The organism is Alistipes sp. AF14-19, from assembly GCF_003461645.1.
Taxonomy (GTDB): domain Bacteria; phylum Bacteroidota; class Bacteroidia; order Bacteroidales; family Rikenellaceae; genus Alistipes; species Alistipes shahii.
In genome coordinates, this window is record NZ_QTXM01000011.1 from 81728 (window position 1) to 108066 (window position 26339).

Sequence of the window (26339 nt, forward strand, 5' to 3'; positions counted from 1 at the left end):
ACATTACAGTTTAAGTTTCTCTTTCAGTTCGTTTGCCAGTTCCACGAATCCGCTTCCTTTCAGCAACTTGGCCGGAGGCGGCAGCAGCGTACAGCGGAAATAACCCTTGCTGCTGACGGACAGCTCTTTATCGTAGCGGCACGTGTCGGGAACAGTGGTTTCCAACACCGTCAGCTTCAATCGCTGCATCATCATCTGATAGATGTCGAACACCTCGGTATTGGCCCTGCGTTCTATCTTGTTCCAGAAGAAAAGAATGTCCTTCAGCGGGATTTCGGGTCTGTCGCGGATATAGTCCAGCACGGTGGTGGAGAAAGAGAGGCTGCTCTGCATGACCATCTTGTCCGCCGTAATTGGGGTAATCACGTAATCCATATTGACAATGGTACGGAACACGCCCTGCGCGTCCACCGTACCCGGCAGATCGACTAAAACCAGGTCGATGGGATGTTCGCTGTTTTTCACCAGCTCATCGGCGGCTTCCCTCGCTTTCTCCGCCCTGACACCGATAATCGGATAGGCTTTCTTTTTGATGCGTTCCCACTGCGCCATCATCTGCTGCTTGTAATGGTCGCTCCGGTCAATAGCCTTTTTGTCCCTCTCCCGCATACGCACGAGGCTGTGTTGCGGAGAGTCGCAGTCGATGACCGCCACATTCAGATTTTCCACGTAATGAAAATAACTGGCGAGCAGAATCGTGAAAGCCGATTTTCCAACGCCGCCTTTCTGGTTGCTGAGTGCAACAAATAATGTTTCCTTGTCCATAATCATTATTGTTTTAAGTTATTACTGGTTGTTTGCAGCACTGTTTGTTTATATGGTTTACCGGCTGCATGAACGGTTGCGTGCATCACTGGACGGTTGCATGTCCGGGTGGTTACACCCTTAAATGATTGCACGGTTACATGGTTGATTGCATGGTGGCATGGTTGCACGGTTATATGGTTGCAACCAATAATGCCCGGTTGTATGGTTGCCTTCATGCAACCGTCCGTGCAATCATGCCCCAAACCGTTGTTGTCCGGTGTGCTGCAACCGTTCATGCTGCAAATAAACGCCTTTATCGTCTATCCCGTGCGAAATCGGAGCTTGATGCCGATATATGACACCGTATGACATTCTATTACACCGACTTAACTATTTATCACACAGATTCTTACCGGTAACTTTGCAACCGGTCCCGTCATGGTTTGCAGAGGCATCGGATGTACCCCGCGAAACCCGAAAGTTTCACCGGCCCCGATAATTTGACGAAAGGCAAATTCATGTTCAAGCGAACATAGCAAGTTGTGTTTTGGGCCGCCCGAAATAATTCGGGCATCCCAAAACAACTTGCCGCTCGCCTGACGGCTCGGGAGGGATTTCCTCCAAAGTCGGAAATCCTGGCGGACAGACAGGAACAACAAAAAACAAGTGATATGGCAACAGAAAACAACCCTAAAAAGAGAAGGACGGCAGGCAGAAAGCCCAAGAGTGATCCCGCCGTTTTCCGCTATGGCATCAAACTGAACTCGGAAGAGAACGGGAAATTCGAGCTTCTTTTCGAGCAGTCGGGACTTTCCCAACGGTCGAAATTCATCAAGTCCATGCTTTTCGGACGTGAAATCAAGGTGGTAAAAATCGACAAGGCGACGATGGATTACTACATCCGGCTGACCAATTTCTACCACCAGTTCCAGGCGATAGGCAACAATTACAACCAGACAGTAAAGGCCGTCAAGAGCAATTTCAGCGACAAGCGTGCGCTTGCCTTACTGTATAAATTGGAGAAAACCACGATGGAATTAGTGGTTCTCAGCAGGCAGATCATCGCGCTGACCCGGGAATACGAGGAGAAATACCTGAACCGTAACCGTCAATCCCTATAAGTTATGGTAGCGAAAATCAACCGCGGCGCATCGCTCTACGGGGCGATAGCCTACAACCAGCAGAAGGTCGGCGATTCCCATGCCCGCATCATTTCCGGCAACCGGATGATTGCCGACATCACGGACAGTCCCGAGCGTCTGATGCAACGGACGATGTGGGCGTTCGAAAGTTACCTGCTTGCCAACAGGAACACGGAGAAACCCATCCTGCACATCTCGCTCAACCCGTCTCCCGAAGACAAGCTGACGGACGCGCAATTCGCCAATCTGGCAAAGGAGTACATGGATAAAATGGGGTACGGCGACCAGCCGTACATTGTATATGTGCACGAAGACATCGGCCGTCGGCATATCCACATCGTTTCCACCTGCGTGAACGAGAAAGGCGAAAAGATAGATGATGCCTACGAGTGGAACCGTTCGATGAAAGCCTGCCGGGAACTGGAACGGAAGTTCGGGTTAAAGCAACACGCGGACAAGAAGGATGAACAGCTCGGCATTTACCTGAAAAAAGCCGACTACACGCAAGGCGACCTGAAACGGCAGGTATCCAATATTCTCAAAAGCGTCTTCACGGCCTACCGTTTCCAGACATTCGGCGAGTACAGCGCCCTGCTTTCCTGTTTCAACATCGAAGCCAAACAGGTCAAGGGAGAACACGGGGGCGTTCCCTACACGGGCATTGTCTATGCCGTTACGGACGATAACGGCAAAGCGGTCAGCGCGCCCATCAAGTCCTCGCTTATCGACAAACGTTTCGGGTATCAGGGATTGGAGAAACGGCTCCGCTACAACGCCGGGGAGTTCAAGGCGAAGAAATGGCAACCGAAAATCCGGAACGAGGTGGCACTTGCCATGCACGGCTGCATGGGCAGCAAGGAGACCTTCACGGATCTGTTGCGTGAACGGGGCATCGACACGGTTTTTAGAACCAACGATGAAGGCCGCATCTACGGGGTCACGTTTATCGACCATAACAATAAGGAGGTGTACAACGGTTCCCGGTTGGGAAAAGAATTTTCCGCCAACGTGTTCGAGAAGCTGTTCCGCTCTCCGGAAGATGCCGTCCTGCCGCAAGCCCCCTTGTTCGGCGAGGATATGCAGTCGCTCCGCTACGGCGACATGGAGAGTTCCATCGAGCAGGCGTTCGGCATGTTTTCTTTCGATACCAACGGTCCTGACGCGCAGGAGGAAGCCCTCGCGCGAATGCTACAGAAGAAGAAAAAGAAAAAACGCCGTTCACGCGGCCTCTCATAACCCGATTATTCATTCAATTAAAACCATCCAATTATGCAACAAGAAGACGACATTCGCGGATTGGCCAAGACAATGGAGTTCATGCGGGCCGTATCCATCCTGTTTTTAGTGATTCATGTGTACTGGTACTGTTATCAGGCATTCTCCGACATGGGTATCTCCATCGGAATTGTGGATAAGATCCTGCTGAACTTCCAACGGACGGCGGGACTGTTCAGGAGCCTTCTTTTGACAAAGGTATTCGCGCTCATATTCCTCGCACTTTCCTGTCTGGGCACGAAAGGGGTCAAGAACCGGGATATGACCTGGAATAAAATTTATGCCTTCTTTCTCGGCGGACTGGTGCTGTTTTTTATGAATTGGTGGATGCTGGAGCTACCGGTATCTTCCATAGCCAAGGCCGGACTGTACACGGCAACGCTCACGGTCGGATATATCCTGATGCTGATGGCCGGCGTGTGGGTAAGCCGTATGCTGAAAAACGACCTGATGGATGACGTGTTCAACATGGAGAATGAATCATTCATGCAGAACACCGTCCTGATGGAAAACGAATACTCGGTAAATCTGCCCACCAAGTTCGTGTATCATAAGAAAGAGTGGGACGGCTGGATCAATATCGTCAATCCTTTCAGGGCCACTATCGTGTTGGGCACTCCCGGATCGGGAAAGAGTTTCGCCGTGGTAAACAGTTATATCAAACAGCAGATATCCAAAGGGTTCGCAGTATATATCTATGACTACAAATTCGATGACCTCTCCATTATTGCCTACAACGAACTGCTCAAGAATCTCGACAAGTACAAAGTGAAGCCCGAGTTTTACGTCATCAATTTCGATGACCCGCGCCGCTCGCACCGTTGCAATCCCATCAACCCGAAATTCATGGCGGACATCTCGGACGCCTATGAAAGTGCCTATACCATCATGCTCAATTTGAACAAGACCTGGATACAGAAACAGGGTGATTTCTTCGTAGAGTCGCCGATTATCCTGCTTGCGGCGATTATCTGGTACTTGCGGATTTACAGGGATGGGAAATACTGCACGTTCCCGCACGCCATCGAATTTCTGAACAAGCCCTACGCTGATATCTTCACGATTCTGACCTCTTATCCCGCTTTGGAAAATTATCTGAGCCCGTTTATGGATGCCTGGCAAGGGGGCGCGCAGGACCAGCTCCAAGGCCAGATCGCGAGCGCGAAAATCCCCCTTTCGAGGATGATTTCCCCGCAACTGTACTGGGTGATGACGGGCGATGATTTCACGCTTGACCTGAATAACCCCGAGCATCCGAAAATCCTTTGCGTGGGGAATAATCCGGACAGGCAGAACATTTATTCCGCCGCGCTCGGACTGTACAACAGCAGAATCGTGAAACTGGTAAACAAGAAAGGACAACTTAAATCCTCTATCATCATTGACGAACTTCCGACCATATATTTCCGGGGTATCGACAATCTGATTGCCACTGCCCGAAGCAACAAGGTGGCCGTCTGTCTCGGTTTTCAGGATTTCAGTCAGTTAGCAAGAGATTATGGAGACAAGGAGGCGAAGGTCATCCAAAATACGGTGGGCAATATTTTCAGCGGGCAGGTCGTGGGAGAAACCGCCAAGAATCTCTCGGAACGTTTCGGTAAAATCCTGCAACAACGGCAGTCGCTCTCCATCAACCGGCAAGATACCTCGACCTCCATCAACACACAGATGGATTCGCTTATTCCTGCATCCAAAATCGCCAATCTCTCGCAAGGTGCGTTCGTGGGCAGCGTGGCGGACAATTTCGGGGAGGAAATCGAACAGAAGATTTTCCATGCACGCATTATCGTGGATACCGAGAAAGTGGCGGCAGAAACCAAGGCTTACAAAAAGATACCCGTCATCAACGAGTTTAAGGACAGCGAGGGCAACGACATCATGCAGCAACAGATAGAACGGAACTACACGCGTATCAAGGCGGACGTGGTGCAGATTATCGAGGATGAGATGGAGCGTATAGCCAACGATCCGAACCTCAGGCACCTGCTTCCGCAGGAGGATTAGAAGAAATAAGATTTCCTCTAATTAAACTAATTAAATAGGAGTGTAAAAACTCCCACACTCCTATTTTAGTTATTAATCCAATTCTGTTTTCACATAAAAATATTGCCCCAATTCTGAAGACAAATAACATGCTGCTGCTTCAGCTCCAATTTCCAATAACTCAACATTCGATGTTTGGTAATTATTAACGTTAAGTCTATATATACCATCCGAATAGGTTCTTGAACAATTAATATTCTGTAAGGCTTGCGTTATATCAGATACTACATTTGTACAGATATAAGCCCATCCCCAGTAACCTTGATTTTCATCAAAAGTAGGATGATTTTTAAGATATTCTCTAATCGTATTTTGCGCAATTTTTCCTGCTTCATTGATTGCATACAAAACCTTTTTTTCGAGTTTCTCATCTACTATAAAATTAGGCATTACTTTTAACTGTTTTACAGGAAGATCGTCTATTCGCATTCGGCTAATATCCATATTAGAAAAATGTGCTATGGATTCCAATGATAAAACTCTTGCTCCAGCAATTGAAGAACAATTATAATTACCTCCTCGATTTTTACCTCCTGCATCATATAACGTTTTTAGATGTATTAATATTTCTTCCATTTCATCATCCGATGGTACAATTATAATAATCTCGGAGAAAAAATCTGCATATTCTTTTGACATGAAAAATGGAAGTCCTGGCACACTCAATTTATTATCAGGAAGAGCCCATCGCCATTCTCTTTCATGTGTCCAATCAATAGGTTTGTGTTTAGGATTATATTCTTTTGTTAGATTGGTTGACACATATCGATATTGTTCTTGAATACCTATACCCGTATCTTTGATTGAAAGAAGCCTTCCTTGATATATACCTTTTTCATCCTTATCTGTTTCCACATAAGGAGAGGATAAACCATAAATCACAGGTCTGGCTCCAGCTGCATAAAGTTCATTACGACGAAAAGCTATTCCATGTCTACCGACATATCCTGACGTTTCTCGTGATTTAGCATAATCAATTAAGGCATATAAAGGCATTTCCGTAAAGCAAACTGCTGATTTCGGACCATAAATAGTTGGGATTAAATTTCGTAATGACCAACCACTTTTAATATAACCATCGTGAAGAATTTTCTTTAATACTTCAAGTGCCGGTGCATCTTCTTCAATCGAATACTCATTCTCTTCCTCCCTGCTTATAACATACTTTCCATTTCCGTACTCGTCATAGTAGTCAGGCAGACGCATATCACCAGTATATCCTTCTAATTCTGCAATATCTGCTAATGAGGATATATCATCTTCAGGTTTACGATCATGTATAAAATGAATAATCCATTCTGTAAGATCCAGACGTTCACGATTATTGAATTTCATAAAATCAACTATTTAATTAAATATCAACATTACAATTGTTTAATGTGCAAAGATATACAAATTACTGCATGGTGCTGGTATTCAATGTATTTAAAAATGCACTATCTCTTTTCTACCTGCAAAGGTAGTCCTGCGCCCCGACGGATTGTGCAAGGCCGGGACCCCGTTGGGGTTTGCTGAAAAAATCATCCTCGCCGTTCCGGTTCCGGTATTTTTTCGCAAAGCCTTGCACTATCCGGGCACAGGACGGTCAGGCAGGTAAGAAAAGGAAATAGTGGCTCCCCGGAGCCACAGATGTTTAACTCAAAAAGAATGCAGTTATGAGCAGAAGCAACTTCACCCCGATGAAAAGATTCCACGAGATTCTTAACCGTTACGGTCTGAAACTGATGGAAGTCGGAACCAATCACCTGAGAATATTCTTCGGAAACCGGAAACTGTTCGACTATTATCCGCTCCGAATGAAACTTTTCGATTACCGGCAGTGGCAGCAACTGACCTATCCGTCGATGACGGACGGAGCAGGAAAATGGGAAACGGAATTGGACGGTATCATCCGTGAGCTGATGGTTCAATGATGTAAAAACAGACGCCATGAGTGAGGACCGCAGAGAAACAATCGTATGGGACAACATTCCCGAATGGGCGCTCTATGCGCTGGAATACGGTATTGATGAAGACCTTTTCATCACTGACGAAAACTGGGAAATGGTAAACGGGTTCATCACCGAAAATTTTCCCAAAGGTTATGTCATGTCGGTGGATTGGGAATCGTACAGTGAGTTCGACCGCTATCCGGCATTCGGCAAGCCGTGCAAGACCTACAAGGTCACTTTTGTAATGGATCATAACTGAAAATGAAACGATATGGCAGAGAAAAGACAGCTGACGAGAGTGGTGTTCAGAAGGTTCAAAGAGGGAGAGACAATCGCCCTCTTTCCATATATGCCGGGGAACGCGCATGGAAATGCCGTCACATCCTATATGCACACGGGACAGCATGCCGCGGCGGATTATGCCGGCGTGATTGCCGTAACAAGACCCGCCACCGGGGAAGAATGCCAGGAACTGCTGGCTGAACTGACATCGGTCGGGTATGATAACCTGCATATCCTGAGACGGGCAAAACCCAAGTTTAACCCATAAATTAAAAGACGATGGAAAGTCATGTAAAAATCAAAGCATCACAGAAGGAAATGGAGTATCTCTTTGAAAATGACGAGTTCATTTCCGTGAGATTGTATGAACGGACAGATGCCGGTTTGTACAAGTGTATCCTCCGGCACAAGGAATTGGAGAAGCTCTTGAAAGGAATATTTACCATCAAAAGAATCAAGGAATTACTTTATTGACAACTTAAAACAAAAAGCGATGAACAGAGAAGAAAGACAACAGGCAAGAACGGACAGATACCGTGAGCTTGCAGACAACGCGAGAAAGCAATCCGAACAATGTTTCAGGCAGTCCGAATCCATGGCAAGCGTAATCCCGATGGGACAGCCCGTGCATGGGAAAGCGGACAGGAACTACCGGGAGAAAATCTGGAACAAGATGGGGCAAAGCGTGAAGGCTTCCGAGAAAGCGGATTATTACGAGCGGAAAGCGGAAGCGGCAGAGAACAACAACGCCATCTATCTGGATGACGACAATGCCGTGGAAAAGCTGGAGCGGAAGCTGGCCGAACTGGTCAAGGCGCAAGAGGACATGAAAGCGGCAAACAAAGTGGTTAAGAACAAGAAACTGACCGAAGAGGAGAAAAAGGTCCGGCTGATGGAATTGGGATATTCGGAAACAAGTGCCGTCGAACTGCTCACCCCGTGTTACGGGCACATCGGTTTTCCGTCATTCTCACTTTCCAACAACAACGCCAACATCAACCGTATCAAAAAGAGGCTGGAACTGGCGAAACGGATGAAAGGCACACCGGAAAAGGAATACACGATTAACGGTGCGCGGGTGGTGGAAAACTATCCGGAAAACCGCCTTCAGGTATTTTTCGATGATATCCCCGCCAAGGAAATCCGGGACTCCATCAAACAGCACGGGTTCCGCTGGTCACGTTACCACAGTTGTTGGCAGTCGTACATGAACCGCCGGAACATCGACTTCATTAAAGAACTGCTTGAAGAAACGGAAGCGTAGGCATCGTATGAATGAATCAATCTCCCGGCTTGCAACCTGAGGACGTATATGCTTCTTACGGTCTGCAAGCCGGATTTTATTATCTGAAAATGAAATGACATGAATGTAATCTGTACAAAATGCGGCGGCACGAAAGTAAGTTGTGAAGCCATGATTGACCCCAACACAAAGGAGTTCCACAATTATACCGACGAGTCATTTCAATACGGCTGGTGCGGGAAGTGCGGTCACGGAACCGTTCTGACAGACACGGACGAGGTAAAGGAGGATATCGACCGGATATATCAACGGTACGTGGAAGAAAAGAAAGAGGAACCCGAATACGCCGTTTGCGTTGTTGTGTGGAAAGACGACAATAATAGCGAACATGTAAAAATCCGGCTCTCTTCAGACTGCAATCCCGATGAAGAGGATGATATTTTCTTCTACTGCGACGGCCTCTCCGGTCTCAAATCATTGTGCGAATTTGGCGGTGAGGACTTCATCGTGACGGAAATCCATGACGTTGATAAATGCTGTAACGGCTAAATCCCACATAGTAGCAAACCCATTAAACAATATTGCAATATGAAAATTTTATGTCAGGAACACTACGACAAGGTAGTGAAGTATGCAAAGGAAATCGGCGACACTTCGCTGGATAATTGCCTGAAAAAGTTGGAACAGTGGGAGAACAATCCCAACTGCCCGTGTGAAATAGAACTTTACCGGGACTTCGCTCCCCACTCGTTCGGTTTCAGGGAATGCTATCCGGACGGAAAGACAGGTATTGTCGGGGGATTAATCTATCACGGCAATCCCGACTGGTCGTATTCCGTTCTGTTGGAACCGTTTCATGGATGGAGCATCCACACCTGATACTCATCAAAATACCCTCTTATAGAAAAAGCCGGTTCAAGTCCGATAAACAGACTTGGTCCGGCTTTTCTTATGTCTTTGGCTACCTGATTACCTCTGCCACAATATCATCCAATAGAAACGGAATCACGCCCACATACATCACGCCGTCATCGTCAGCCCAAAGTTTGCTGTTTCCGTCCAGTACAACAATCTTACGAAAGAAATCGCCGGTATTTCTCAAGGAGAAGGTCTCCTGTGCCTTTTTCTCAGGCGTGTCCACATTCAATGCCGACTGGATATATACTTTGTCATTGCCCACGTTAACCACGAAGTCAATCTCGTATTGCGACATCTTGCGCTTGCCCTCGATGACACGGGTCAGTTCCACAATGCCGACATCTACGGAATAACCTCTACGAATCAAATCATTGTAAATCATATTTTCCATTAGGTGCGAACGCTCCTGCTGACGGAAATTCAACCGGGCATTTCTCAATCCCAGATCCATGGCGTAATATTTCTGAATCGTATCGAAATACTTCCGTCCTTTCACATCCCACCGTTTTGCACTTTGGAAAAGAAAAGCATCTTCCATATAGTCCAAATAGTTTTTTACGGTGTTATACGAAGGTTGCTTTCCCATTAGCGAACCGGCGGTATTGGCCAGTTTGTTCGGATTTGTCAGGGAACCTACCGATGACGAAAGGGCATCGACCAAGGCACCCAGCATGTTGTCGTCTTTCAGCTTGTAACGTTCTACGATGTCCTTGATATAGACATTCGTGAAGAGTCCTTGCAGGTACTTCCGTTTTTCCTTTTCATCCGGTTCGAGAACAGCCAGAGGCATTCCACCATACATCATGTACTCCTCCAATGCATCGGCTTTCTCCATTCCGGCTACCGGCAGGTATTCCGCAAACGACAACGGGTACACTTTTATTTCGGAGCCACGGTCACGAAAATTCGTAACAATGTCCTTCGACAACATCTTGGAGTTAGAGCCGGTCACGTACAGATCGATGTTCGGCTGCGTCATCAGGTCATTCAAAATGTCGTAAAAAGTAGTATAGAGCATATCTCTGTCCTCTTCAGGTACCAACGATTCATCCACATCCTCATTTTTAACCTTATACGACAACTGTATCTCATCGATAAACACATAAAACTTCCTCCCCATATCTTGTGTGCGCTCCATGATATGGTCATACAGGAGATTCGGGTTGCGGTATTTGGCGTCCGACTTCTTGTCAAGTGCCACTTCTACAAAATCTTCTTTTCCGGCTCCCTCCTCAATCAATCGGTTTTTGAAAAGAGTTGAGAGTAGAAAAGATTTACCGGAACGTCTTATGCCGGTCACAATCTTTACCTTGCCGTTCCAACGTTTTGCAAGCAACTGTTCTATGTATTCACTTCTATCTATTACCATAAGTACCTTTTTAGATGTTACTGAAAAAACAGTCGTATAATACGAGTGATTTTTCAGTGCAAAGATAGCTATTTTCTTCCGACCTCACAAAATGCAAAACAAATACTCCATACTCAAATGACATTTCTTTTGTATAAATTCCTTTTATAGAAAAAATCTTCTATAAAAAAATTTTTCTACAATCTTGCAAAGACGCAGTTCAATTTTTCCATACTGTTCAATCGCATTGAACACACAGGCATTATTGAACAGATACTCTTATTGATTACAAAATTTCGGCACTAAACCGGAATAGTGCCGATAATTTGCAGACTTCATCCATCCTTGTGCCACAGGCATCATGGTACGCTCCGCCGGCCAAGTCCTTTTTGAAGGTAACTCGGAAGTCCGAACCGTGTCGCGTTCAAGCCCTGCGGGTTTTAGGCAAAAAAATCCCTGCGTAATTTTTCCGCCTAAAAAACGCGCAGGTTCAGCCTTTCCGAGTTGGGGAAAGGCCTGGGACTTAGCAGGCGAAGCCGAACGATGACGCATAATACGGACAAGGACGGGAAAGCCGTATTCCGTCCGCTCCCCGAAAAATTCCCGGGTCTTTCCCGATATTATCACGCTCCTACAAAAGTCTGTTTCCTGTTTTCATCCTCCCGAAGAAGGCGGGGACAAAAGCGGCTCGCCTCACTCTTCTGCATAATACTGTTTCTTTGCTTGCGGGTGTCTTGCCCCTTGCGTTCCCTTTGCGCCCCTTGTCGTGTCCGCCGCTCTTTTTTCGTGCCTTTCCGGCTTTTTCTCCACTGCAGTTCCCCCCTTCTGTGGTGTAACGTGATGTCATCCGATGAAACGTATCGACAACTATTTGTATATCAATGTTTTGAATAAATTAAGCCTATATATTTGCATCGACAAACGATTTTATTAACGCTTAAAACATCCGTTTATGGCAGCAGAAAACATCAGGGGCGACACCCCGAAGCAAAGCCCTCCGGTCGTTGAGAACGAGCAGTTCAGCGACATCATCCTCATTCTTGACAAAATGGAACTGCTCCTGCAAGCAGTCACCAAACTCGACAAGAACGGCAGGTATGAATCCGTAGCCGCCAAAGAGGAAAACCGCAACTCGTTCCTCAAACTTGACCGCTACGCGAACATGTTCGAGAGTTTCGTCAAGAACCTCTGGAGCCAGCTGAAAGACCCGACCCGGTTCGGTATCCTCTCCGTCAAGGAGCAGGCGCTCGATGACCCGAAAGTCAGACAGGCCATCGAAGACCTCGCCGCAGGAAAGAAGACCGACGCTGTGGCGGAGTTCCTCGCGAAGTACGACATCACGCCGAAAGGCAAAGGACAGAGTATCAACAATCAAAATGACAAAGAAATGGCAAAGCAAGAACAAACCACCCAGGCGCAGACCCCACAGGACGGTCAGCCCAAGTACCGATTCAACGAATCGATGATCGACTGGGAACAGCTCAAGCACTTCGGGCTGTCCCGTGAATACCTTCAAGAGCGTGGGCTCCTGGACTCGATGCTCAAAGGCTACAAGACCAATCAGGTTGTCCCCATTACCATGAACTTCGGCTCCGCCGTACTCCGCACGGATGCCCGTCTCTCGTTCCAGCAATCCACGCAAGGCCCCGTGGTGCTGGGCATACACGGCATACGCCAGCAGCCCGACCTCGAAAGGCCGTTCTTCGGGCATATCTTCTCCGAAGAGGACAAGAAAAACCTGCGTGAAAGCGGCAACATGGGACGTGTGGTGAACCTCAGGGTACGTAATGAGGAGGTGCCCTCGTTCCTCAGCATCGACAGGCTGACCAACGAGATCGTGGCCATGAAGGCGGAAAATGCCTATATCCCCGAGAAAATCAGCGGCGTGACGCTGACCGACCAGGAAAAGGCCGAGCTTCGTGAAGGCAAGGCCATCTACGTGGAGGGCATGACATCGAAAGCCGGTAATTCGTTCGATGCCTACCTCCAGTTCAACGCCGACCGCAAGGGACTCGAATACATCTTCCCGAACGACAGGATTTTCAACCGTCAGGAACTCGGCGGCGTGGCGCTTTCCCCGAAACAGGTCGAGGCGCTGAACGCCGGCAAGGCGATCTTCGTGGAGGACATGAAGCGCAGGGACGGCGAGATATTCTCCGCTTTCGTCAAATTGGATGAAGCCAGCGGCCGTCCCGCGTACACGAGATATAACCCCGACTCCCCGGAGGGAGCAAGGGAAATCTACATCCCGAAGGAACTCAACGGAGTCAAGCTGACACCGGAGGACAAAAAGGAACTGAGCGAGGGCAAAGCCATCTTCATCAAGGATATGATCAGCCGCAGAGGTGAGGTCTTTTCCTCGTTCGTCAGGCTCAACATGGAAACGGGCAACCCGCAGTATTCCAAGACTCCCGACGGTTTTGACCAGCGTGAGGAGTTTAAGATTCCGGCAGAAATATGGGGCGTTGTCCTGACGGCCAAACAGCGGGGACAGCTCCAGGACGGCAAGGCCGTGCTCGTGGAGGGCATGACGGGGTACGACGGCAAGAAGTTTTCGCAGTATGTCAAGGCCGACTTCAACAGCGGCAAGCTGAACTACTACAACGGGAATCCCGACCGTGACCGCAGCGCGACGCAACGCAACGTGGTAGCCGAGGCCAACAAGAACAAACAGACAGAGAGCCAGGGCAACAAACGCTCTTCCAGACGAAGCGTAAGCCAATAAGGCCGGATAAAGCAGTATAAACCGATTAAAATTTTCACGAAGATGAAAGAAAACAAGAACAACACGCCTTTCAAGGCGGAAGACGTGAACTGGGAAGAGCTCGCCGCCATCGGCATCCTGAAGGACGAACTGGAAATGGCGGGAGAACTTGACACCCTCCTCAGAGGCGAGAGAACGAACGTGATAGCCCTCAGTCTGGTATTGCTCGGTGTGGATGTCGTCATGGACGCCACCCTTCAGCTGGTGCGGAAGAACGACTCTCCGTTACTGGAAATCAACGGTATCAGACCCATCGGACAATAGTATTCAACCTGCCGTTTCCCGGAGCCGCAGCGTTTCGGGGAACGGCTTAATCTTTTTTACTTATGATAGCAATTATAGCAGAAAAACCGAGTGTAGGCCGGGAGATAGCACGAATCGCGGGCGCGACGGAAGCGAAAGACGGGTATATGGAAGGTAACGGCTACTCGGTCACATGGGCGCTGGGACATCTGGTACAACTCGCCCTTCCCGGCACATACGGTTACACGCGTACATCGGGCGACAACCTGCCCCTCTTGCCCGACCCGTTCCAGCTCGTCATCCGACAGCGCAAGACCGACCGCGGCATGGCTACCGACCCGGTGGCCGCCAAACAGCTCCGCACCATCGATTCTGTGTTCAGCAGGTGCAGCGCCATTATCGTGGCGACGGATGCGGGTCGCGAAGGCGAACTTATATTCAGGTACATCTATTCCTACCTGGGGTACACGAAACCTTTCCGCAGGCTTTGGATCTCCTCGCTCACGGACGAAGCCATCCGCAAAGGGCTCTCCGAACTGAAAGAGGGAACGGAATACGACAGCCTCTACCATGCCGCCGACTGCCGAGCAAAGGCGGACTGGCTGGTGGGCATCAACGCGAGCCAGGCCCTTGCGATAGCCTCCGGCACGTTCAACCAGTCGCTCGGACGGGTGCAGACCCCGACACTCGCCATGATATGCGCCCGCTTCAAGGAAAATCGGGAGTTCGTGCCGACCGATTACTGGCAACTCTCCGTGACCCTCAAAAAAGGGGACGATTTCAGGCAGTTTCGTCATGTGGAGAATATCCTGGAGAAAACGGAGGCCGACAGGCTCTACGACCGGATCACCACCGATTCGATGGCGACGATTACGAAAACGGAGCGCAAACGGGGTTTTCAGGCTCCTCCCTTGCTGTATGACCTGACGGCACTCCAAAAGGACTGCAACGTGCATCTCGACCTTTCGGCGGAAAAGACGCTTGCTGTCGCCCAGTCCCTCTACGAGAAAAAACTCATCTCATATCCCCGTACCGGAAGCCGCTACATCCCGGACGACGTGATGCGGCAGGTTCCCGATTTGCTCCGCGGGGTCATCGGCATGAAAGAGTTCCGGGAATACGGCGGCACATTGGATTGGGACAATCTCTCCACCCGTAGCGTAAACGCGGGGAAAGTGACCGACCACCACGCGCTGATCGTTACCGGTGTGCAGCCGGTCATGGAAACGCTTAATGAGCAGGAACTGGCCGTTTACCGGATGATTGCCGGGCGTATGCTCGAAGCATTCTCGCCCAAATGCGAGAAAGAGACACTGGTCATCGAGACTACGGTGGACGGGCTGACGTTCCGTTCCCACTCCGTTTCCGTGGTCAAACCGGGCTGGAGAGCCGTATTCAACCGTTCGGAAGACAAGGAGAAGGACGAGGAGACGGAAAACAAAGGCACGGCCCGATTCGACGAATCGGAAACCGTCCCCGTGTCGGGGCGCAGTCTTGCAAAGAAAAAGACCATGCCCAAGCCGCTATACACGGAAGCCACACTGCTTGCGGCCATGGAGAGTTGCGGCAAGGAGCTGGCAGACGAGGAGGCGCGCGAGGCGATGAAGGAGCTGGGCATCGGAACTCCGGCGACCCGTGCGGCCGTCATCGCCACCCTTTTCAAGCGGGAATACGTCGAACGTTCCGGGAAAGCACTCGTGCCGACCGACAAGGGAATGGCCGTCTATGAAGCCGTCAAAAAAATGCGCGTGGCGGACGTGGAACTGACCGGCAGCTGGGAAAAGACGCTCATACAGATCGAACGGCACAAGCTCGCCCCGGAAACCTTCATGCGCTCCATCAGCGTCTATGCCCGCCAGGTCACTGAAGAGGTTCTTTCCATCCGTTTCCCCGAAACGGCAAGCGGCGGTATCGTATGCCCCAAGTGCGGAAAAGGGAAAATCATCCTCCGGCAGAAACTTGCCAAATGCAACAACGATGGTTGCGGGCTGCTCGTTTTCAGACGCTTTCTGAACAAGGGTCTGACCGACCAGCATCTCGCGCAGCTCTTTTCTTCGGGAACCACCAAGCTCATCAAGGGCTTCAAGGGCAAGAAAGGGACGGCGTTCGACGCTGCCCTGGCATTCGACAAGGAGTATAACGTTACGCTCTCGTTTCCCAAACCGCAGGTAAGGAACGCCCCGAAACAGTCGGGACGGAAAAATACGGGAAGGAAGTCCACGGGACATTGACGGATCATACAACCGGTAAGATATAGCGTGGAGCCGTTCCACGCTATTCTTGTGAAAGACGAAAGACGGAGAAAGGCATCCCGCCGTTCCGATTCTTGGCAAATGTAGCTCCGTGCCCTTTTCCGCAGCGCAAGGTCGGGGCCTTTCAGGTTTCGGCAAAAATCATCCTCGCTCCGCTCCGGTATTTTTCCCGAAAACCTTGCGTGCGGGGGCGCTCCGCTGTCTTGCCCCCGAATCGGAAACGACGAGATGTTTCACATAAATAAGGAATACAATGAAGACAAAGACCGCATCAAAAAGGAAGAAACGGATATGGAGAATTATCCTCATACTGCTCACGGCACTTGCTTTCAGCTATCTCTACACGCGGGGAGTATCTCCCGTGTGGACGGCTGTCGCCATCGTCTTTTGCCGGGGATTCTTCCGGTTCCTCTACGCGATAGCCTGCCTTCTGGTAACACTGGCCATTATCGCTGCCATACTGAGTTTTCTAATCTTCTAATTATATAATGTATGGAAATAAAAGCAATCACTTTGCCCGAAAGCCGTGACAAGGATGCCTGTTACGACTTCTTTTTTCGCGTCTACCGCTGGTGGTACAACCATAACAACGATGAAACCCTGTCGGAAGAACTATTCCGGGAACGTTACGGCAGACGCATGGGAAGCCACTACTACGAAAAATGGAAATCTTATGACCGGAATATCTGGCGGATGATTGGGTATTTCGGAACCGACCGTAAGAACGGTGCATTGTTCATGGATATGGTCATGGTCAAGGTGACGCAGTACGAGAACCGCATCAAAGAAGAATGTTATGAACAGGTCGTGTGAATACAAACCGTGCATGATTCATCCGTTCAGGGGAGCTGCCTTTTCAGGGCGGCTCTTTTTGTTTTCGGAGGATAAGGACAACCGGCACCGGGAGTATCCCGAAAGAAAAAAGGGAACACATCAGCCCTTGACAACCCGCATTGAACTAACGGGCAAAGGTAGCGACCGCTTCTGTACGGCAGGCAAGGTCGGGCCTTTCAGGTTTCGGCAAAAATCATCCTCGCTTCGCTCCGGTATTTTTCCCGAAAACCTTGCCTTGCCGGAAGCGGCCGCTGTACCGCCCTTATAGTTCAAAGGGGCTGCCAAAGTCCCGAGTATCCACAATTAAATAAATGAAAGTATGGAACTGCAAGCAATGACAACTCAGACAAGGCCGACGATGCCCCTGACAGTGGGAATGCCGGCAAGTATCCGGATCAGGAGAAACACGCCTCCGGCCGCACCCGCCGTACCCGAAACTCCGGAAATCAAACTTCCGCCCCGCGGAACGACCGGACCGGTGCATATCTCCAAACTGCTCGAACCCTTGCAGCAGATCATACGCCACCCGGACAGGAACCGGCTGTTGGCGGAATTTTTCAAGGACGCATAAAATCAATGTCTAACATTTAATACTTCAAATTATGTTTTTTACTCAAATCAATCAATTGATGGCCCAGAGCGTGGATATCACGATGGTCATCCGCAAGTCAGCAACCGGCATGACGGTATCCGTATTGCCGAAGTCGAACGGTCTCAAGGACGAGGCCCAGAACCACATTGTCCCGCTCACACTGTCGGGACTGCCCGGAGAACTTGACGCGGGATTCATGAACGCGATTGCCAGTCCTGTCCGGAGAGTTTCCGGACTCCTGACCAACATGGCGGAGTTCGAGAAGCAGGCGGACAAGGCGGCGGCAAACAGCAAGGCCTCGAAGGAACAGAAAGCCAAGGAGACGAAGGAAGAGAAGGAAAAGCGTGAGAAATACGAGAAGCACATGAAGAAGGCGGAGGAACTGATTGCGGCCAGGAACCACAAGGAGGCCGTCACCGCACTGGGACAGGCGCGACTGTATGCCACCGAACAGAACCGTAAGACGGTAGACGAGAAAATCGAGGAGCAGAAAAGGGCGATGAATCAGGGCAGCCTGTTCGACCTCATGGAGCAGGCCGAGCAACAGCCTCCGCAACAGGAAGTCCAGTATGTAGCGGAACAGAAACCGGTGGCACAACAACCGACCGGACAGATGCCTCCACAGCAACCCCGACAGTATGTACAACAGCCGCAACAGCAACCTGCACCGCAGCCGATGCAGGGACAGCAACCGGCGTATCACCGGCCGGCACAACCGCAGATGCCGCCACAACAGCCGTACCCGTATCCGCAGCAGGGAGCCTATCCCCAGGGGGCACAAGGCGGACAGCAGCCGCATTACGGGGAGCAAATGCCGCCTTATTACACTGAACGGCAGGCGTCATACCAGCACCCGCCATATCCGCCACAGGATGAACCTACTTACCGGCCGGAGGATTACGAGGAATACCTGGACTTCCCGGCAGACATGATTCAGACAACCAATTACCAACATCAAACAGCATAAATTATGGCAATGACAGTAAACGGTCTCAATCGGACCTTCAAATTCAGGAAAGGAAGTGAAACAATCGTACTGGCCGACCCGATGCCGGGTGAGATGCCGGACGCGGTGATGAACTATTATGCCAACATGTATCCGGAGCTGACAACGGCGACGGTACACGGTCCGGTCATCGAGAACGACACGGCAGTGTACGAGTTCAAGACGACCATCGGAACCAAAGGTTAGGAGATATGGATAAAAAGAAAAGCAAAAGAAAGGAAAAGTCATGCACCCCCTTGAAAAAATATCAACTGGAACAACTCGCGAGGCTGGCCATCAGCCAGACGGAACGGAATATCCGGCATGGAGTGGACAGGACGGAAAGAATTACGGCTCCGAGCGGGGCTGTAATTCTTTTCTAAACGTATCATTCGCCCCGATAGCCCCGCAATCGGTCACGAGGGAAGACCATGACGGGATATCGCACAATCTGATCACGCAGGAGAATTACGAGTTCCTGCGTGATTCTTATTTCCGCTATGCCGGACTGCTGAATGTCGATGCACCACATGACCGGGGCAAAAGTATCGGGGAAGGCATCGCCAACCTCTATAATGAATTGGCGGCACTCCTGGATGAAACGGTGCATGTAAATTATGAAGAACGGAACGGCCGGTTGTATTTCAACTTGTGGCAGGCCCATACGTGGGGAAAGTATACCCTGTATTATTTCCCCGTCAAATTCGTGGAAGCCCTGAATCCGAAATTGAGACGCATCGCGTTGTCCTTCCTGCATCACCTGATGAGTGCGAACGGTTTTTCCACCATAAACGACGAGGAGGACACGAACTGGGTGTTTGAAATGTTCTCGCAGGATGATGACGGCGAGGACAAGAAAGAACGTGCGGAACGGCACAGGTTGTTGCATTCATACAAGGAGGGCAGGATTTACAAACTGCTCGACAGGGTGTATCGCAAATCCTATTATAAGAATCTGCCGGAAGCCATTGACAAGTATGAATGCCGGAACGGCTTGGAACAGGAACTCATCGCCCTCATGAGGCAAGGGCTGGAATTCGTCAACCCGGACAAATCCATCATGTCCTATGCCTATGACCCGTGGTTCGATGAAGAGCCGGACTATTATCCTAAGGGACTGGAGCAACAAATCCGGGTGGTTTATGATTGTGAGGACATAATGACGGAATACCTGATTGATTTCTATAATTCGAGCAGGCAGGAGACGTATGACATAATTCCCATTACGACATTCGCCTTGTCTCCGGAAACAGATAAGGTATTCTCCAGGGAGGACAACTATCCGGAACGTTTCTTCAGATGGGCGGACAAATTCATAAACTTTATTTACTGACAGCATGGATACGAACAAACTTACCAAAGAAATCAACGACATACTGCATCCGCGTGTAGCGTTGATTGCCTATGCTTCCCGGGAGGGAGAATCCTTTTTTGTGGAAGCGAGGGAAATAGACGGAAAAGGTAAAATGGGTGAAGGTGTGCCCGTGACGGTAGAGTTCATGAACGAACTTGTACGGGGGTATTCCGAACATCGCAGCAATACCCCTTACGGGAGAATCCCCTCCAATATGCTATGGTGCGACTCACGCAAAGGCAGTGAGAAGTACGTCTGGTACAATCCACCACGGAAAAGGATGATGTTCTTCAAGGAATCGCTCAAGGTTGAGAATGCGGAATACAACCTGCCGGGAATCATTTACGAGACAAACGGGAACAGCCTGAATGTCTATGCCTGCAAGGGCAAGGTTCTGACGGATGAGACAGAACTGTATACTGCACCGTTCTTCAATGTCACAGGCGCGAGCGTCTGTTTAGGTTCGGCTAAAATAGAGAAACCGAAGGACCTGACCTATGAAAACCTGTTGGAATACTGGGAAAAGAAATTCTGGCTGACGGAGTTCTCGCATCTGGGAGGTGGCGGGAACCCCACCAAGTCCAACCTGGTGCTGGTGACGAAAGCGGCCAAAGACAAGCCCTTCGACCTTGAAGAGTTGAAACCGTTAAGAAATTTGAAACTTAAAGACATACTGAAATGAAAAGAATACATTATATCGACAACTACCTGATAAACCCGCAGCATCCGGTAACGGTTAACCTGATCGGTGCGGGAGGAACCGGCTCGCAGGTGCTGACCGGCCTGGCACGGCTGGATGTGACACTCCGGGCACTCGGACATCCCGGACTATTCGTGACACTCTATGATCCGGACATCGTGACGGAAGCCAACATCGGACGCCAGCTGTTCGGGTATTCCGACATGGGACTGAACAAGGCTCAATGCCTTATTACCCGTATCAACAACTTCTTCGGGAACGACTGGAAAGCGGTGCCGAACATATTTCCGACCGTGCTGAAAAATGCTTGCCGGGATAATATGGCAAACATTACCATCACTTGTACGGACAATATCAAATCACGCCTTGACTTATGGAACATCCTGAAGGCCGTACAAATCCCGGATTACCGCGATTATACAACCCCGCTTTATTGGATGGATTTCGGGAACACGCAGACATCGGGACAAGTCGTTCTGGGAACCGTACCGAAAAAGATAAAGCAACCCGCATCTCAGCTATATGAAACGGCAGGCTCTCTGAAAGTAATTACCCGATTGGTTAAATATGCAAGAGTAAAGGAAGAGGATTCCGGTCCGAGTTGCTCGCTGGCAGAGGCATTGGAGAGGCAGGACTTGTTCATCAACTCCACGCTGGCGCAACTCGGATGCAATATCCTTTGGAAAATGTTTAGGAACGGGATGATTGAACATCATGGGGTATTTCTGAATTTGGGAACAATGAAAGTGAATCCGATAAATATATAAACATATTCATTGAAAAACACATAAGTGTATTTGGTTGTTTGCGACGAAAGCTCTACTTTTGCACCCGAAAAACGAAAAAAGGAGTTTTGTAATCCTCATCGGAGGGCAGAATTATAGAATGCCGGATAAGATGACTGGGTAAAACCAATCAACTTGTCCGGCATTTTTTCGTTGAGTCGGAATATGAAAAATTAAGATATGGAAAGAGACGCTATTGATTTAGGAAGTGTGAATGTGTTCAAGCTATTCAACAAGTATTTCATTCCCACACTGCTGGGGATGCTGAGCATGTCGGCCGTAACGGCCATCGACGGCATCTTCGTGGGACACGGTGTGGGCAGCGACGGCGTGGCCGCCATCAACATCTGCATTCCCGTACTGATGCTGCTCATGGGCGTGGCGCTGATGCTGGGCGCAGGGTGTTCCGTCGTGGCGTCCATCCATCTGGCGCGGGGCAAACAGCGGGTCGCACGGATGAACGTGACGCAGACCCTCGTTTTCGCTACGCTGATAACGTTAGTGCCGTCGGTCGTCATCATGCTCTTTCCCGATACCATGGGACGCCTGCTCGGTTCGTCCGACCATCTGTTACCGTTGGTGAAAGACTACTTGCGGTGGTTCATTCCCTCTCTTCTGTTTGAGATGTGGATGGCCATATCGCTCTTCATCATCCGTCTGGACGGTGCGCCCAAACTGGCCATGTGGTGCAACATCATCCCGGCAGCCGTCAACATCATGCTGGACTGGCTCTTCATTTTTCCGCTGGGATTGGGTGTAACGGGTGCTGCGGCCGCCACGACAATCAGTCTGGTTATCGGCGGTGTTATCAGCATGGGGTATCTGCTATTCCGCGCACGGCACTTGCGCCCGATTATGCTCAAATGGAGCCGTAAGAGCCTGCGTCTGTCGCTGCGCAACATCGGCTACCAGTGCCGCATCGGTTCGTCTGCATTGCTGGGCGAGTGTACGATGGCCATGCTCATATTCGTCGGCAATCAGGTATTCATGCGCTATCTGGGCGATGACGGCGTGGGCGCCTTCGGAATAGCTTGCTATTACATGCCTTTCGTCTTCATGGTCGGCAACGCCATCGCGCAGTCGGCGCAACCCATCATCAGTTACAATTTCGGTGCGGGACTGCATGGCCGTGTGGCGGCAACGGAGCGGATCGCGCTGCTGACTGCCGTGGTGTGCGGCGCGGCGGTTACCTTGCTTTTCGTCTATTGTCCTGAATGGCTGGTCGGACTGTTCGTGGATCCCACGGTGGCGGCGGCACGAATCGCCATCGACGGGTTTCCGCTCGTCTCCGCAGCTTTCGTCTGCTTCATCCTGAATCTGACGGCTATAGGTTACTATCAGAGTGTGGAACGCATCCGCCCGGCCACAGCTTTCGCCCTGTTGCGCGGTATGATTTTCCTCGTTCCGAGTTTTATCCTGCTGCCCCGCGCATTGGGTGTTGCCGGCATCTGGCTGGCATTGGCGCTGTCCGAAGTGGCAACTACGGTGTGTATCGCCGTGTTTTACCTGTGGCGACAAAGAGAGACGATATGATACCGAAATGAAGCCTTGAAAATGTTTCTAAAAAAGCGGAGAACAGACACATGTCCATTCTCTGCTTTTCACGTCTTCTCATATCGGTTATTTGGCCGAATTGGCGTTCTTTTTAAGCAAGAGGTTGATGATTGCGTTTCTGTTGCGGAGGTCTTTGTCCGGTTCCAGTAGCATATTCGTAATCCTCGTTAATTAGAAAGTAAAACCGGCCCTAAAAGTCAATTTTCCGACCTTGGAATAGTTTACCGCCTCGATGCTGCCGTTCTGCAACTCCATGCGTTTGAAATCACCGCGCTGCCGACAGTAGCCGATACCGAAATTCACGCTTTTGCGGCGGCGCAAACGCAACGAGACACCCAATTCGGGCCGAAGATAGAAACCTCCGCGAGTACCATATATCCACAGGTCGCCGTGCGACGGTACATACGATTCGCTTATCTCATGATTGACGGAAACAAATAGCGGATCGTAGCCTGCGTCCAGTAAAACGTATGGCGTAATCCTCGATTTTAACAAAGAGTATTTCCCTCTGACAAACACGGGCATGGATATGCTGAAAAAGTTATCGACCGTATTGAAGCAGAAAGATACTCCGCCACCCAGAAACAGGTGTTCGCTAAACGTGTAGCCGCCGACCGGTGTCAGGGAGAATCCCGTGAAGGAAATCTTGGAACCCGCGTTTGTAAAAGCGCCGAATTCGAGCGTGAAATTACCGCCTTTATACGCCTTGTCGGAAACGTGCTGGGCTTGGACTATCTCCGCCGACGCCAAAAGACATAAGACGAACATCAAACGGAAAGTTTTCATTGTCGTAACAGTTAAAAAGTGTGTCTGGCTGTCGCAGAGCGGCCAGACCCCTCCTGCTTGATTGTCAATGTCTGGCCATTGTTTCCGCTTGCAAGAGGCAGAATCAAGATACGTTCCTTGGACATCGGATTCGCTTTTACCTCGACCAATATGCGTTTAAGTCCCTCCCGAGTGATGGTAAACCATTCGCCCTCGATGCGCAGGGGTGTGGGCACGGAACCAAACCCATCAAGAATTCCCATTTCAATTTTCAGCGTCGGATCATCGGTATCGATGCGCTTGCCATCCACGTAAACAGCCCGGTCCATCCACCAAAAATCACCTTCGGTCGTCACGGGCTGCTTGGATGCAGTGGCATCGAAAAGCAGCTCCTTTGCGGAAAGTTTTATATGATCTGTATCATCAATACCAATAGGGTCGGCTACTTCCTTATGACAGCCTGTCAGTAGAGCAGTCAAACAAATTAAAAATGCGATTATTTTCATATCAGTATGGTTTTGATTTCCCGTGTAATATTAAACGCTTTTTCAACAAGAGGAAAGGAGAATCTTTCCGAAACGGAGAAATCGGCTGCCGAAGCGCCGTTTGCGGACATCGAAAAAATGTGCAGATTGTAAAAACGAACGAGAGGAAGCCCGGTACTCGGAACTTCCTCTCGTATGAAATCTCTTGTTATAGCAGGTCGGAGACTACCTGTCGATCCACTCCTTGAGACGCTGGGCCTTCTCCTTGCTGACGATTATTTCGGCGTCGGGATAATGGTGCAGGCGCAGGACGAGTTTGCCGCCGAAATAGTTGCCCAGATAGCGGATGCTCTCCATGCAGACGATGTACTGGCGGTTGGCGCGGAAGAAGCGGGTCGGATCGAGCTGTCGTTCGAGTTCGTCCATGCTCACGGAAACAGACTCCGAGGTGCCATCGTCGAGATGCAGGCGCACGATTTTGTTTTCGGTGAATATGTGGTTTATCTCCCTTACCGAAACGGTCTTGTAGCCGTCGCGGTACGGCAGCAAGAACCGCTCGCGGTAGCGGCAACCGCCCTGTTGCAGGGCCTCGAAGAGCTGGCGCAGGGGTTCGTCCGATGTGTTGCGGCCGCTGCGTCCGACCTTCTCGATCGCTGCGGCGAGTTCGTCTGCGTCTATGGGTTTAAGCAGGTAGTCAAAGCTGTTATACTTGACCGCCTGCACGGCATACTCGTCGTAGGCGGTCGTGAAGATAATCGGCACGGCGGGCGGCGCCTCTTTCAGCGCTTCGAAACTCAATCCGTCCGAGAGGCGGATGTCCGCGAGGATAAGGTCGGACGCCGGAGCCTTGCGCAGAAATTCCGCCGCCGCTTCGATGGTCACCAGCGGGCCGTCGATACGTGCTTCAGGCACGATCTCTTTCAGCAGCCGGACGAGCCGGTTGGCGTTGCGCTGTTCGTCTTCGAGAATAAGGATATGTTTCATACTAATTTTCAAGGATGGGTAGTTTGACAGCGTATGTATCTCGGGTAAAGCTGACGATCATCTGCCGGTCGCTGAGCAGCGCGTAACGTTCGGCGATGTTCTTCTGACCGATGCCCGTCGAAGGCTCCGCCGCAGAGAAAAGCGGTGCAACGGGGTTGCAGACCGATATATGGTTCCCCTCGCGCCGGATATCGATATGCAGCGGTTCCTCGGCCGAATGGCGGTTGTGCTTGATGGCGTTCTCGACCAGCAGTTGCAGGCAGGCGGGCGGGATGCTGCCGTCGGCGATGCGCACATCGTTCTCTATGTGGACGACGACGGCTTTGCCGTATCGCATCTCGATCAGGTAAAGGTAGGCATCCAGAAAGGCAATCTCCTCGCCGACGGGCACTTTGTGGCGCTTCATGTTCTGGATGATGTAGCGATAAACCTTCGAAAGGTTGGCGAGGAACTTTCCCGCCAGCACGCGATCCTCCTCGATCAGTTCAGCCAGAATGCTGAAATTGTTGAACATGAAATGGGTGTCGATCTGCGATTTCAGCGCATCGAGCTGCGACTGCAACGCCACCTCCTGCTCCTTGAGCAGCGCAATTTCCAGCCGCCGTTTCTCGTTCTCGGTGTGCATGTAGGTCTCCAGATAGAAAGCATTGGAGTAGATGCACGAGACGAACGTGGCGACCATGCCGTACGTGTAGATGCCCTGCATACGGAACAGTTCGTCGCTTCCGTCGCCCCATATCGCGTCGCACAGGACGGTCATCGCGTAGGCCATCGCATTGTTGAGCAGAAAGAGGATGCAGACCATAAGCAGAAGGCGCACATAGGGACGGTTGCGCATCGGCAGAATCCGCAGAATGGTGCGGCTGTAAAGCAGCGAAAACCCGACGAAGAGTACGCACATGCAGAAATCGACCGCCATCTCGGTGACGGAGAACTGTCCCGGAGCGTGCCAGATCTCATCGTCTATAACCAGCCACAGCGTCGTGTAAAGCGCATAGCTGACGAGCGACAGCCATACGACATTCTTCCAGTCGAGTATCGTTTTTGTTGCATTCATAGCGCAAAGTTACTACAAAAAAGTGAAATGCGGAAAGATATAGTGATAGAATTGAG

The 26339-nt window shown here is 50.2% G+C and carries 29 protein-coding genes; 22 read left to right on the forward strand and 7 right to left on the reverse strand.

What is annotated here, in order from left to right:
• Positions 1–3: 3 nt before the first annotated feature.
• Positions 4–765 carry a ParA family protein gene (locus DWW03_RS10610; RefSeq protein ID WP_118404241.1) on the reverse strand — a complete coding sequence of 254 codons (762 nt, stop codon included), beginning with the start codon at positions 763–765 and terminating at the stop codon, positions 4–6.
• Positions 766–1418: 653 nt separating this feature from the next.
• Here DWW03_RS10610 and mobA point away from each other — a divergent pair.
• Genes mobA through mobC form a run of 3 tightly spaced genes read left to right on the forward strand, consistent with a single transcriptional unit; the run spans position 1419 to position 5168 of the window.
• Positions 1419–1868, forward strand: a complete 450-nt coding sequence (gene mobA / locus DWW03_RS10615; protein ID WP_118404290.1) for a conjugal transfer protein MobA — start codon at positions 1419–1421, stop codon at positions 1866–1868.
• A 3-nt stretch (positions 1869–1871) separates the two neighbouring features.
• A complete protein-coding gene (gene mobB / locus DWW03_RS10620) occupies positions 1872–3125 on the forward strand; it encodes a conjugal transfer protein MobB (RefSeq protein WP_118404242.1) in 1254 nt (417 codons plus the stop codon).
• Positions 3126–3158: 33 nt separating this feature from the next.
• Positions 3159–5168, forward strand: a complete 2010-nt coding sequence (gene mobC, locus DWW03_RS10625) for a conjugal transfer protein MobC (RefSeq protein ID WP_118404243.1) — start codon at positions 3159–3161, stop codon at positions 5166–5168.
• A gap of 72 nt (positions 5169–5240) precedes the next feature.
• On the opposite strand, the gene DWW03_RS16450 is transcribed toward mobC, so the two are convergent.
• Positions 5241–6542: a hypothetical protein gene (locus DWW03_RS16450; RefSeq protein WP_118404244.1), complete on the reverse strand. Its 1302-nt coding sequence runs from the start codon at positions 6540–6542 to the stop codon at positions 5241–5243.
• Between the two features lie 320 nt (positions 6543–6862).
• Here DWW03_RS16450 and DWW03_RS10630 point away from each other — a divergent pair, with 320 nt between their 5' ends.
• From DWW03_RS10630 to DWW03_RS10660, 6 genes are all read left to right on the forward strand, one after another.
• Entirely contained in the window at positions 6863–7120 is a 258-nt protein-coding gene (locus DWW03_RS10630) for a hypothetical protein (protein ID WP_118404245.1), read from the forward strand.
• A 16-nt stretch (positions 7121–7136) separates the two neighbouring features.
• Positions 7137–7397 (forward strand): DUF6926 domain-containing protein, encoded by a 261-nt coding sequence (locus tag DWW03_RS10635; RefSeq protein WP_118404246.1) that lies wholly within the window; start codon positions 7137–7139, stop codon positions 7395–7397.
• Between the two features lie 12 nt (positions 7398–7409).
• A complete protein-coding gene (locus DWW03_RS10640) occupies positions 7410–7688 on the forward strand; it encodes a hypothetical protein (protein WP_118404247.1) in 279 nt (92 codons plus the stop codon).
• A 225-nt stretch (positions 7689–7913) separates the two neighbouring features.
• Positions 7914–8684 (forward strand): DUF3560 domain-containing protein, encoded by a 771-nt coding sequence (locus tag DWW03_RS10650; protein ID WP_118404249.1) that lies wholly within the window; start codon positions 7914–7916, stop codon positions 8682–8684.
• A gap of 99 nt (positions 8685–8783) precedes the next feature.
• Entirely contained in the window at positions 8784–9212 is a 429-nt protein-coding gene (locus DWW03_RS10655) for a hypothetical protein (protein WP_229107326.1), read from the forward strand.
• 39 nt (positions 9213–9251) lie between these two features.
• Entirely contained in the window at positions 9252–9542 is a 291-nt protein-coding gene (locus tag DWW03_RS10660; protein ID WP_118404250.1) for a DUF4120 family protein, read from the forward strand.
• 82 nt (positions 9543–9624) lie between these two features.
• Here the strand turns inward: DWW03_RS10660 and DWW03_RS10665 are convergent, their stop codons facing one another.
• Positions 9625–10950, reverse strand: a complete 1326-nt coding sequence (locus DWW03_RS10665) for an ATP-binding protein (protein WP_118404251.1) — start codon at positions 10948–10950, stop codon at positions 9625–9627.
• A gap of 931 nt (positions 10951–11881) precedes the next feature.
• Here DWW03_RS10665 and DWW03_RS10670 point away from each other — a divergent pair.
• The 13 genes from DWW03_RS10670 (at position 11882) to DWW03_RS10725 (ending at position 22971) form a co-directional block, all read left to right on the forward strand.
• On the forward strand, positions 11882–13654 hold the full coding sequence (locus tag DWW03_RS10670; RefSeq protein WP_118404254.1) for a DUF3945 domain-containing protein: 1773 nt from the start codon (positions 11882–11884) through the stop codon (positions 13652–13654).
• Positions 13655–13696: 42 nt separating this feature from the next.
• Positions 13697–13957: a DUF4099 domain-containing protein gene (locus tag DWW03_RS10675; RefSeq protein ID WP_118404255.1), complete on the forward strand. Its 261-nt coding sequence runs from the start codon at positions 13697–13699 to the stop codon at positions 13955–13957.
• A 62-nt stretch (positions 13958–14019) separates the two neighbouring features.
• Positions 14020–16167 carry a type IA DNA topoisomerase gene (locus tag DWW03_RS10680; protein WP_118404256.1) on the forward strand — a complete coding sequence of 716 codons (2148 nt, stop codon included), beginning with the start codon at positions 14020–14022 and terminating at the stop codon, positions 16165–16167.
• 274 nt (positions 16168–16441) lie between these two features.
• Entirely contained in the window at positions 16442–16669 is a 228-nt protein-coding gene (locus tag DWW03_RS10685) for a hypothetical protein (RefSeq protein ID WP_118404257.1), read from the forward strand.
• Positions 16670–16680: 11 nt separating this feature from the next.
• Positions 16681–17001 carry a hypothetical protein gene (locus DWW03_RS10690; protein WP_118404258.1) on the forward strand — a complete coding sequence of 107 codons (321 nt, stop codon included), beginning with the start codon at positions 16681–16683 and terminating at the stop codon, positions 16999–17001.
• A 13-nt stretch (positions 17002–17014) separates the two neighbouring features.
• Positions 17015–17290, forward strand: a complete 276-nt coding sequence (locus DWW03_RS16630; RefSeq protein WP_118404259.1) for a hypothetical protein — start codon at positions 17015–17017, stop codon at positions 17288–17290.
• 51 nt (positions 17291–17341) lie between these two features.
• Positions 17342–17593: a hypothetical protein gene (locus DWW03_RS10695; protein WP_118404260.1), complete on the forward strand. Its 252-nt coding sequence runs from the start codon at positions 17342–17344 to the stop codon at positions 17591–17593.
• A gap of 31 nt (positions 17594–17624) precedes the next feature.
• Positions 17625–18581, forward strand: a complete 957-nt coding sequence (locus DWW03_RS10700) for a PRTRC system protein E (protein WP_118404261.1) — start codon at positions 17625–17627, stop codon at positions 18579–18581.
• Positions 18582–18584: 3 nt separating this feature from the next.
• On the forward strand, positions 18585–18806 hold the full coding sequence (locus DWW03_RS10705) for a PRTRC system protein C (protein ID WP_005834114.1): 222 nt from the start codon (positions 18585–18587) through the stop codon (positions 18804–18806).
• Between the two features lie 40 nt (positions 18807–18846).
• Positions 18847–19932, forward strand: coding sequence for a hypothetical protein (locus tag DWW03_RS10710; protein ID WP_118404262.1), 1086 nt, complete (start codon positions 18847–18849; stop codon positions 19930–19932).
• A 4-nt stretch (positions 19933–19936) separates the two neighbouring features.
• Complete coding sequence (locus DWW03_RS10715; RefSeq protein WP_118404263.1) at positions 19937–20635, forward strand: prokaryotic E2 ligase family D protein; 699 nt, start codon at positions 19937–19939, stop codon at positions 20633–20635.
• A complete protein-coding gene (locus DWW03_RS10720; RefSeq protein WP_118404264.1) occupies positions 20632–21420 on the forward strand; it encodes a PRTRC system ThiF family protein in 789 nt (262 codons plus the stop codon). Before DWW03_RS10715 ends, DWW03_RS10720 begins: the two co-directional genes overlap by 4 nt.
• 198 nt (positions 21421–21618) lie before the next feature.
• Positions 21619–22971, forward strand: a complete 1353-nt coding sequence (locus DWW03_RS10725) for an MATE family efflux transporter (protein ID WP_118404265.1) — start codon at positions 21619–21621, stop codon at positions 22969–22971.
• Between the two features lie 192 nt (positions 22972–23163).
• Here DWW03_RS10725 and DWW03_RS10730 read toward each other — a convergent pair whose 3' ends face one another.
• From DWW03_RS10730 to DWW03_RS10745, 4 genes are all read right to left on the reverse strand, one after another.
• Positions 23164–23778, reverse strand: a complete 615-nt coding sequence (locus tag DWW03_RS10730) for a hypothetical protein (protein WP_122299647.1) — start codon at positions 23776–23778, stop codon at positions 23164–23166.
• A gap of 11 nt (positions 23779–23789) precedes the next feature.
• Complete coding sequence (locus DWW03_RS10735; protein ID WP_118404267.1) at positions 23790–24263, reverse strand: hypothetical protein; 474 nt, start codon at positions 24261–24263, stop codon at positions 23790–23792.
• 204 nt (positions 24264–24467) lie between these two features.
• On the reverse strand, positions 24468–25226 hold the full coding sequence (locus DWW03_RS10740) for a LytR/AlgR family response regulator transcription factor (protein ID WP_118406739.1): 759 nt from the start codon (positions 25224–25226) through the stop codon (positions 24468–24470).
• A gap of 1 nt (position 25227) precedes the next feature.
• Positions 25228–26283 carry a sensor histidine kinase gene (locus DWW03_RS10745; protein WP_118404292.1) on the reverse strand — a complete coding sequence of 352 codons (1056 nt, stop codon included), beginning with the start codon at positions 26281–26283 and terminating at the stop codon, positions 25228–25230.
• Positions 26284–26339 lie beyond the last annotated feature (56 nt).

Coding starts and splice junctions, on each gene's coding strand:
- DWW03_RS10610 (WP_118404241.1), bottom strand. CDS start 765: ATGGACAAGGAAACATTATTTGTTGCACTCAGCAACCAGAAAGGCGGC.
- mobA (WP_118404290.1), top strand. CDS start 1,419: ATGGCAACAGAAAACAACCCTAAAAAGAGAAGGACGGCAGGCAGAAAG.
- mobB (WP_118404242.1), top strand. CDS start 1,872: ATGGTAGCGAAAATCAACCGCGGCGCATCGCTCTACGGGGCGATAGCC.
- mobC (WP_118404243.1), top strand. CDS start 3,159: ATGCAACAAGAAGACGACATTCGCGGATTGGCCAAGACAATGGAGTTC.
- DWW03_RS16450 (WP_118404244.1), bottom strand. CDS start 6,542: ATGAAATTCAATAATCGTGAACGTCTGGATCTTACAGAATGGATTATT.
- DWW03_RS10630 (WP_118404245.1), top strand. CDS start 6,863: ATGAGCAGAAGCAACTTCACCCCGATGAAAAGATTCCACGAGATTCTT.
- DWW03_RS10635 (WP_118404246.1), top strand. CDS start 7,137: ATGAGTGAGGACCGCAGAGAAACAATCGTATGGGACAACATTCCCGAA.
- DWW03_RS10640 (WP_118404247.1), top strand. CDS start 7,410: ATGGCAGAGAAAAGACAGCTGACGAGAGTGGTGTTCAGAAGGTTCAAA.
- DWW03_RS10650 (WP_118404249.1), top strand. CDS start 7,914: ATGAACAGAGAAGAAAGACAACAGGCAAGAACGGACAGATACCGTGAG.
- DWW03_RS10655 (WP_229107326.1), top strand. CDS start 8,784: ATGAATGTAATCTGTACAAAATGCGGCGGCACGAAAGTAAGTTGTGAA.
- DWW03_RS10660 (WP_118404250.1), top strand. CDS start 9,252: ATGAAAATTTTATGTCAGGAACACTACGACAAGGTAGTGAAGTATGCA.
- DWW03_RS10665 (WP_118404251.1), bottom strand. CDS start 10,950: ATGGTAATAGATAGAAGTGAATACATAGAACAGTTGCTTGCAAAACGT.
- DWW03_RS10670 (WP_118404254.1), top strand. CDS start 11,882: ATGGCAGCAGAAAACATCAGGGGCGACACCCCGAAGCAAAGCCCTCCG.
- DWW03_RS10675 (WP_118404255.1), top strand. CDS start 13,697: ATGAAAGAAAACAAGAACAACACGCCTTTCAAGGCGGAAGACGTGAAC.
- DWW03_RS10680 (WP_118404256.1), top strand. CDS start 14,020: ATGATAGCAATTATAGCAGAAAAACCGAGTGTAGGCCGGGAGATAGCA.
- DWW03_RS10685 (WP_118404257.1), top strand. CDS start 16,442: ATGAAGACAAAGACCGCATCAAAAAGGAAGAAACGGATATGGAGAATT.
- DWW03_RS10690 (WP_118404258.1), top strand. CDS start 16,681: ATGGAAATAAAAGCAATCACTTTGCCCGAAAGCCGTGACAAGGATGCC.
- DWW03_RS16630 (WP_118404259.1), top strand. CDS start 17,015: ATGATTCATCCGTTCAGGGGAGCTGCCTTTTCAGGGCGGCTCTTTTTG.
- DWW03_RS10695 (WP_118404260.1), top strand. CDS start 17,342: ATGGAACTGCAAGCAATGACAACTCAGACAAGGCCGACGATGCCCCTG.
- DWW03_RS10700 (WP_118404261.1), top strand. CDS start 17,625: ATGTTTTTTACTCAAATCAATCAATTGATGGCCCAGAGCGTGGATATC.
- DWW03_RS10705 (WP_005834114.1), top strand. CDS start 18,585: ATGGCAATGACAGTAAACGGTCTCAATCGGACCTTCAAATTCAGGAAA.
- DWW03_RS10710 (WP_118404262.1), top strand. CDS start 18,847: ATGCACCCCCTTGAAAAAATATCAACTGGAACAACTCGCGAGGCTGGC.
- DWW03_RS10715 (WP_118404263.1), top strand. CDS start 19,937: ATGGATACGAACAAACTTACCAAAGAAATCAACGACATACTGCATCCG.
- DWW03_RS10720 (WP_118404264.1), top strand. CDS start 20,632: ATGAAAAGAATACATTATATCGACAACTACCTGATAAACCCGCAGCAT.
- DWW03_RS10725 (WP_118404265.1), top strand. CDS start 21,619: ATGGAAAGAGACGCTATTGATTTAGGAAGTGTGAATGTGTTCAAGCTA.
- DWW03_RS10730 (WP_122299647.1), bottom strand. CDS start 23,778: ATGAAAACTTTCCGTTTGATGTTCGTCTTATGTCTTTTGGCGTCGGCG.
- DWW03_RS10735 (WP_118404267.1), bottom strand. CDS start 24,263: ATGAAAATAATCGCATTTTTAATTTGTTTGACTGCTCTACTGACAGGC.
- DWW03_RS10740 (WP_118406739.1), bottom strand. CDS start 25,226: ATGAAACATATCCTTATTCTCGAAGACGAACAGCGCAACGCCAACCGG.
- DWW03_RS10745 (WP_118404292.1), bottom strand. CDS start 26,283: ATGAATGCAACAAAAACGATACTCGACTGGAAGAATGTCGTATGGCTG.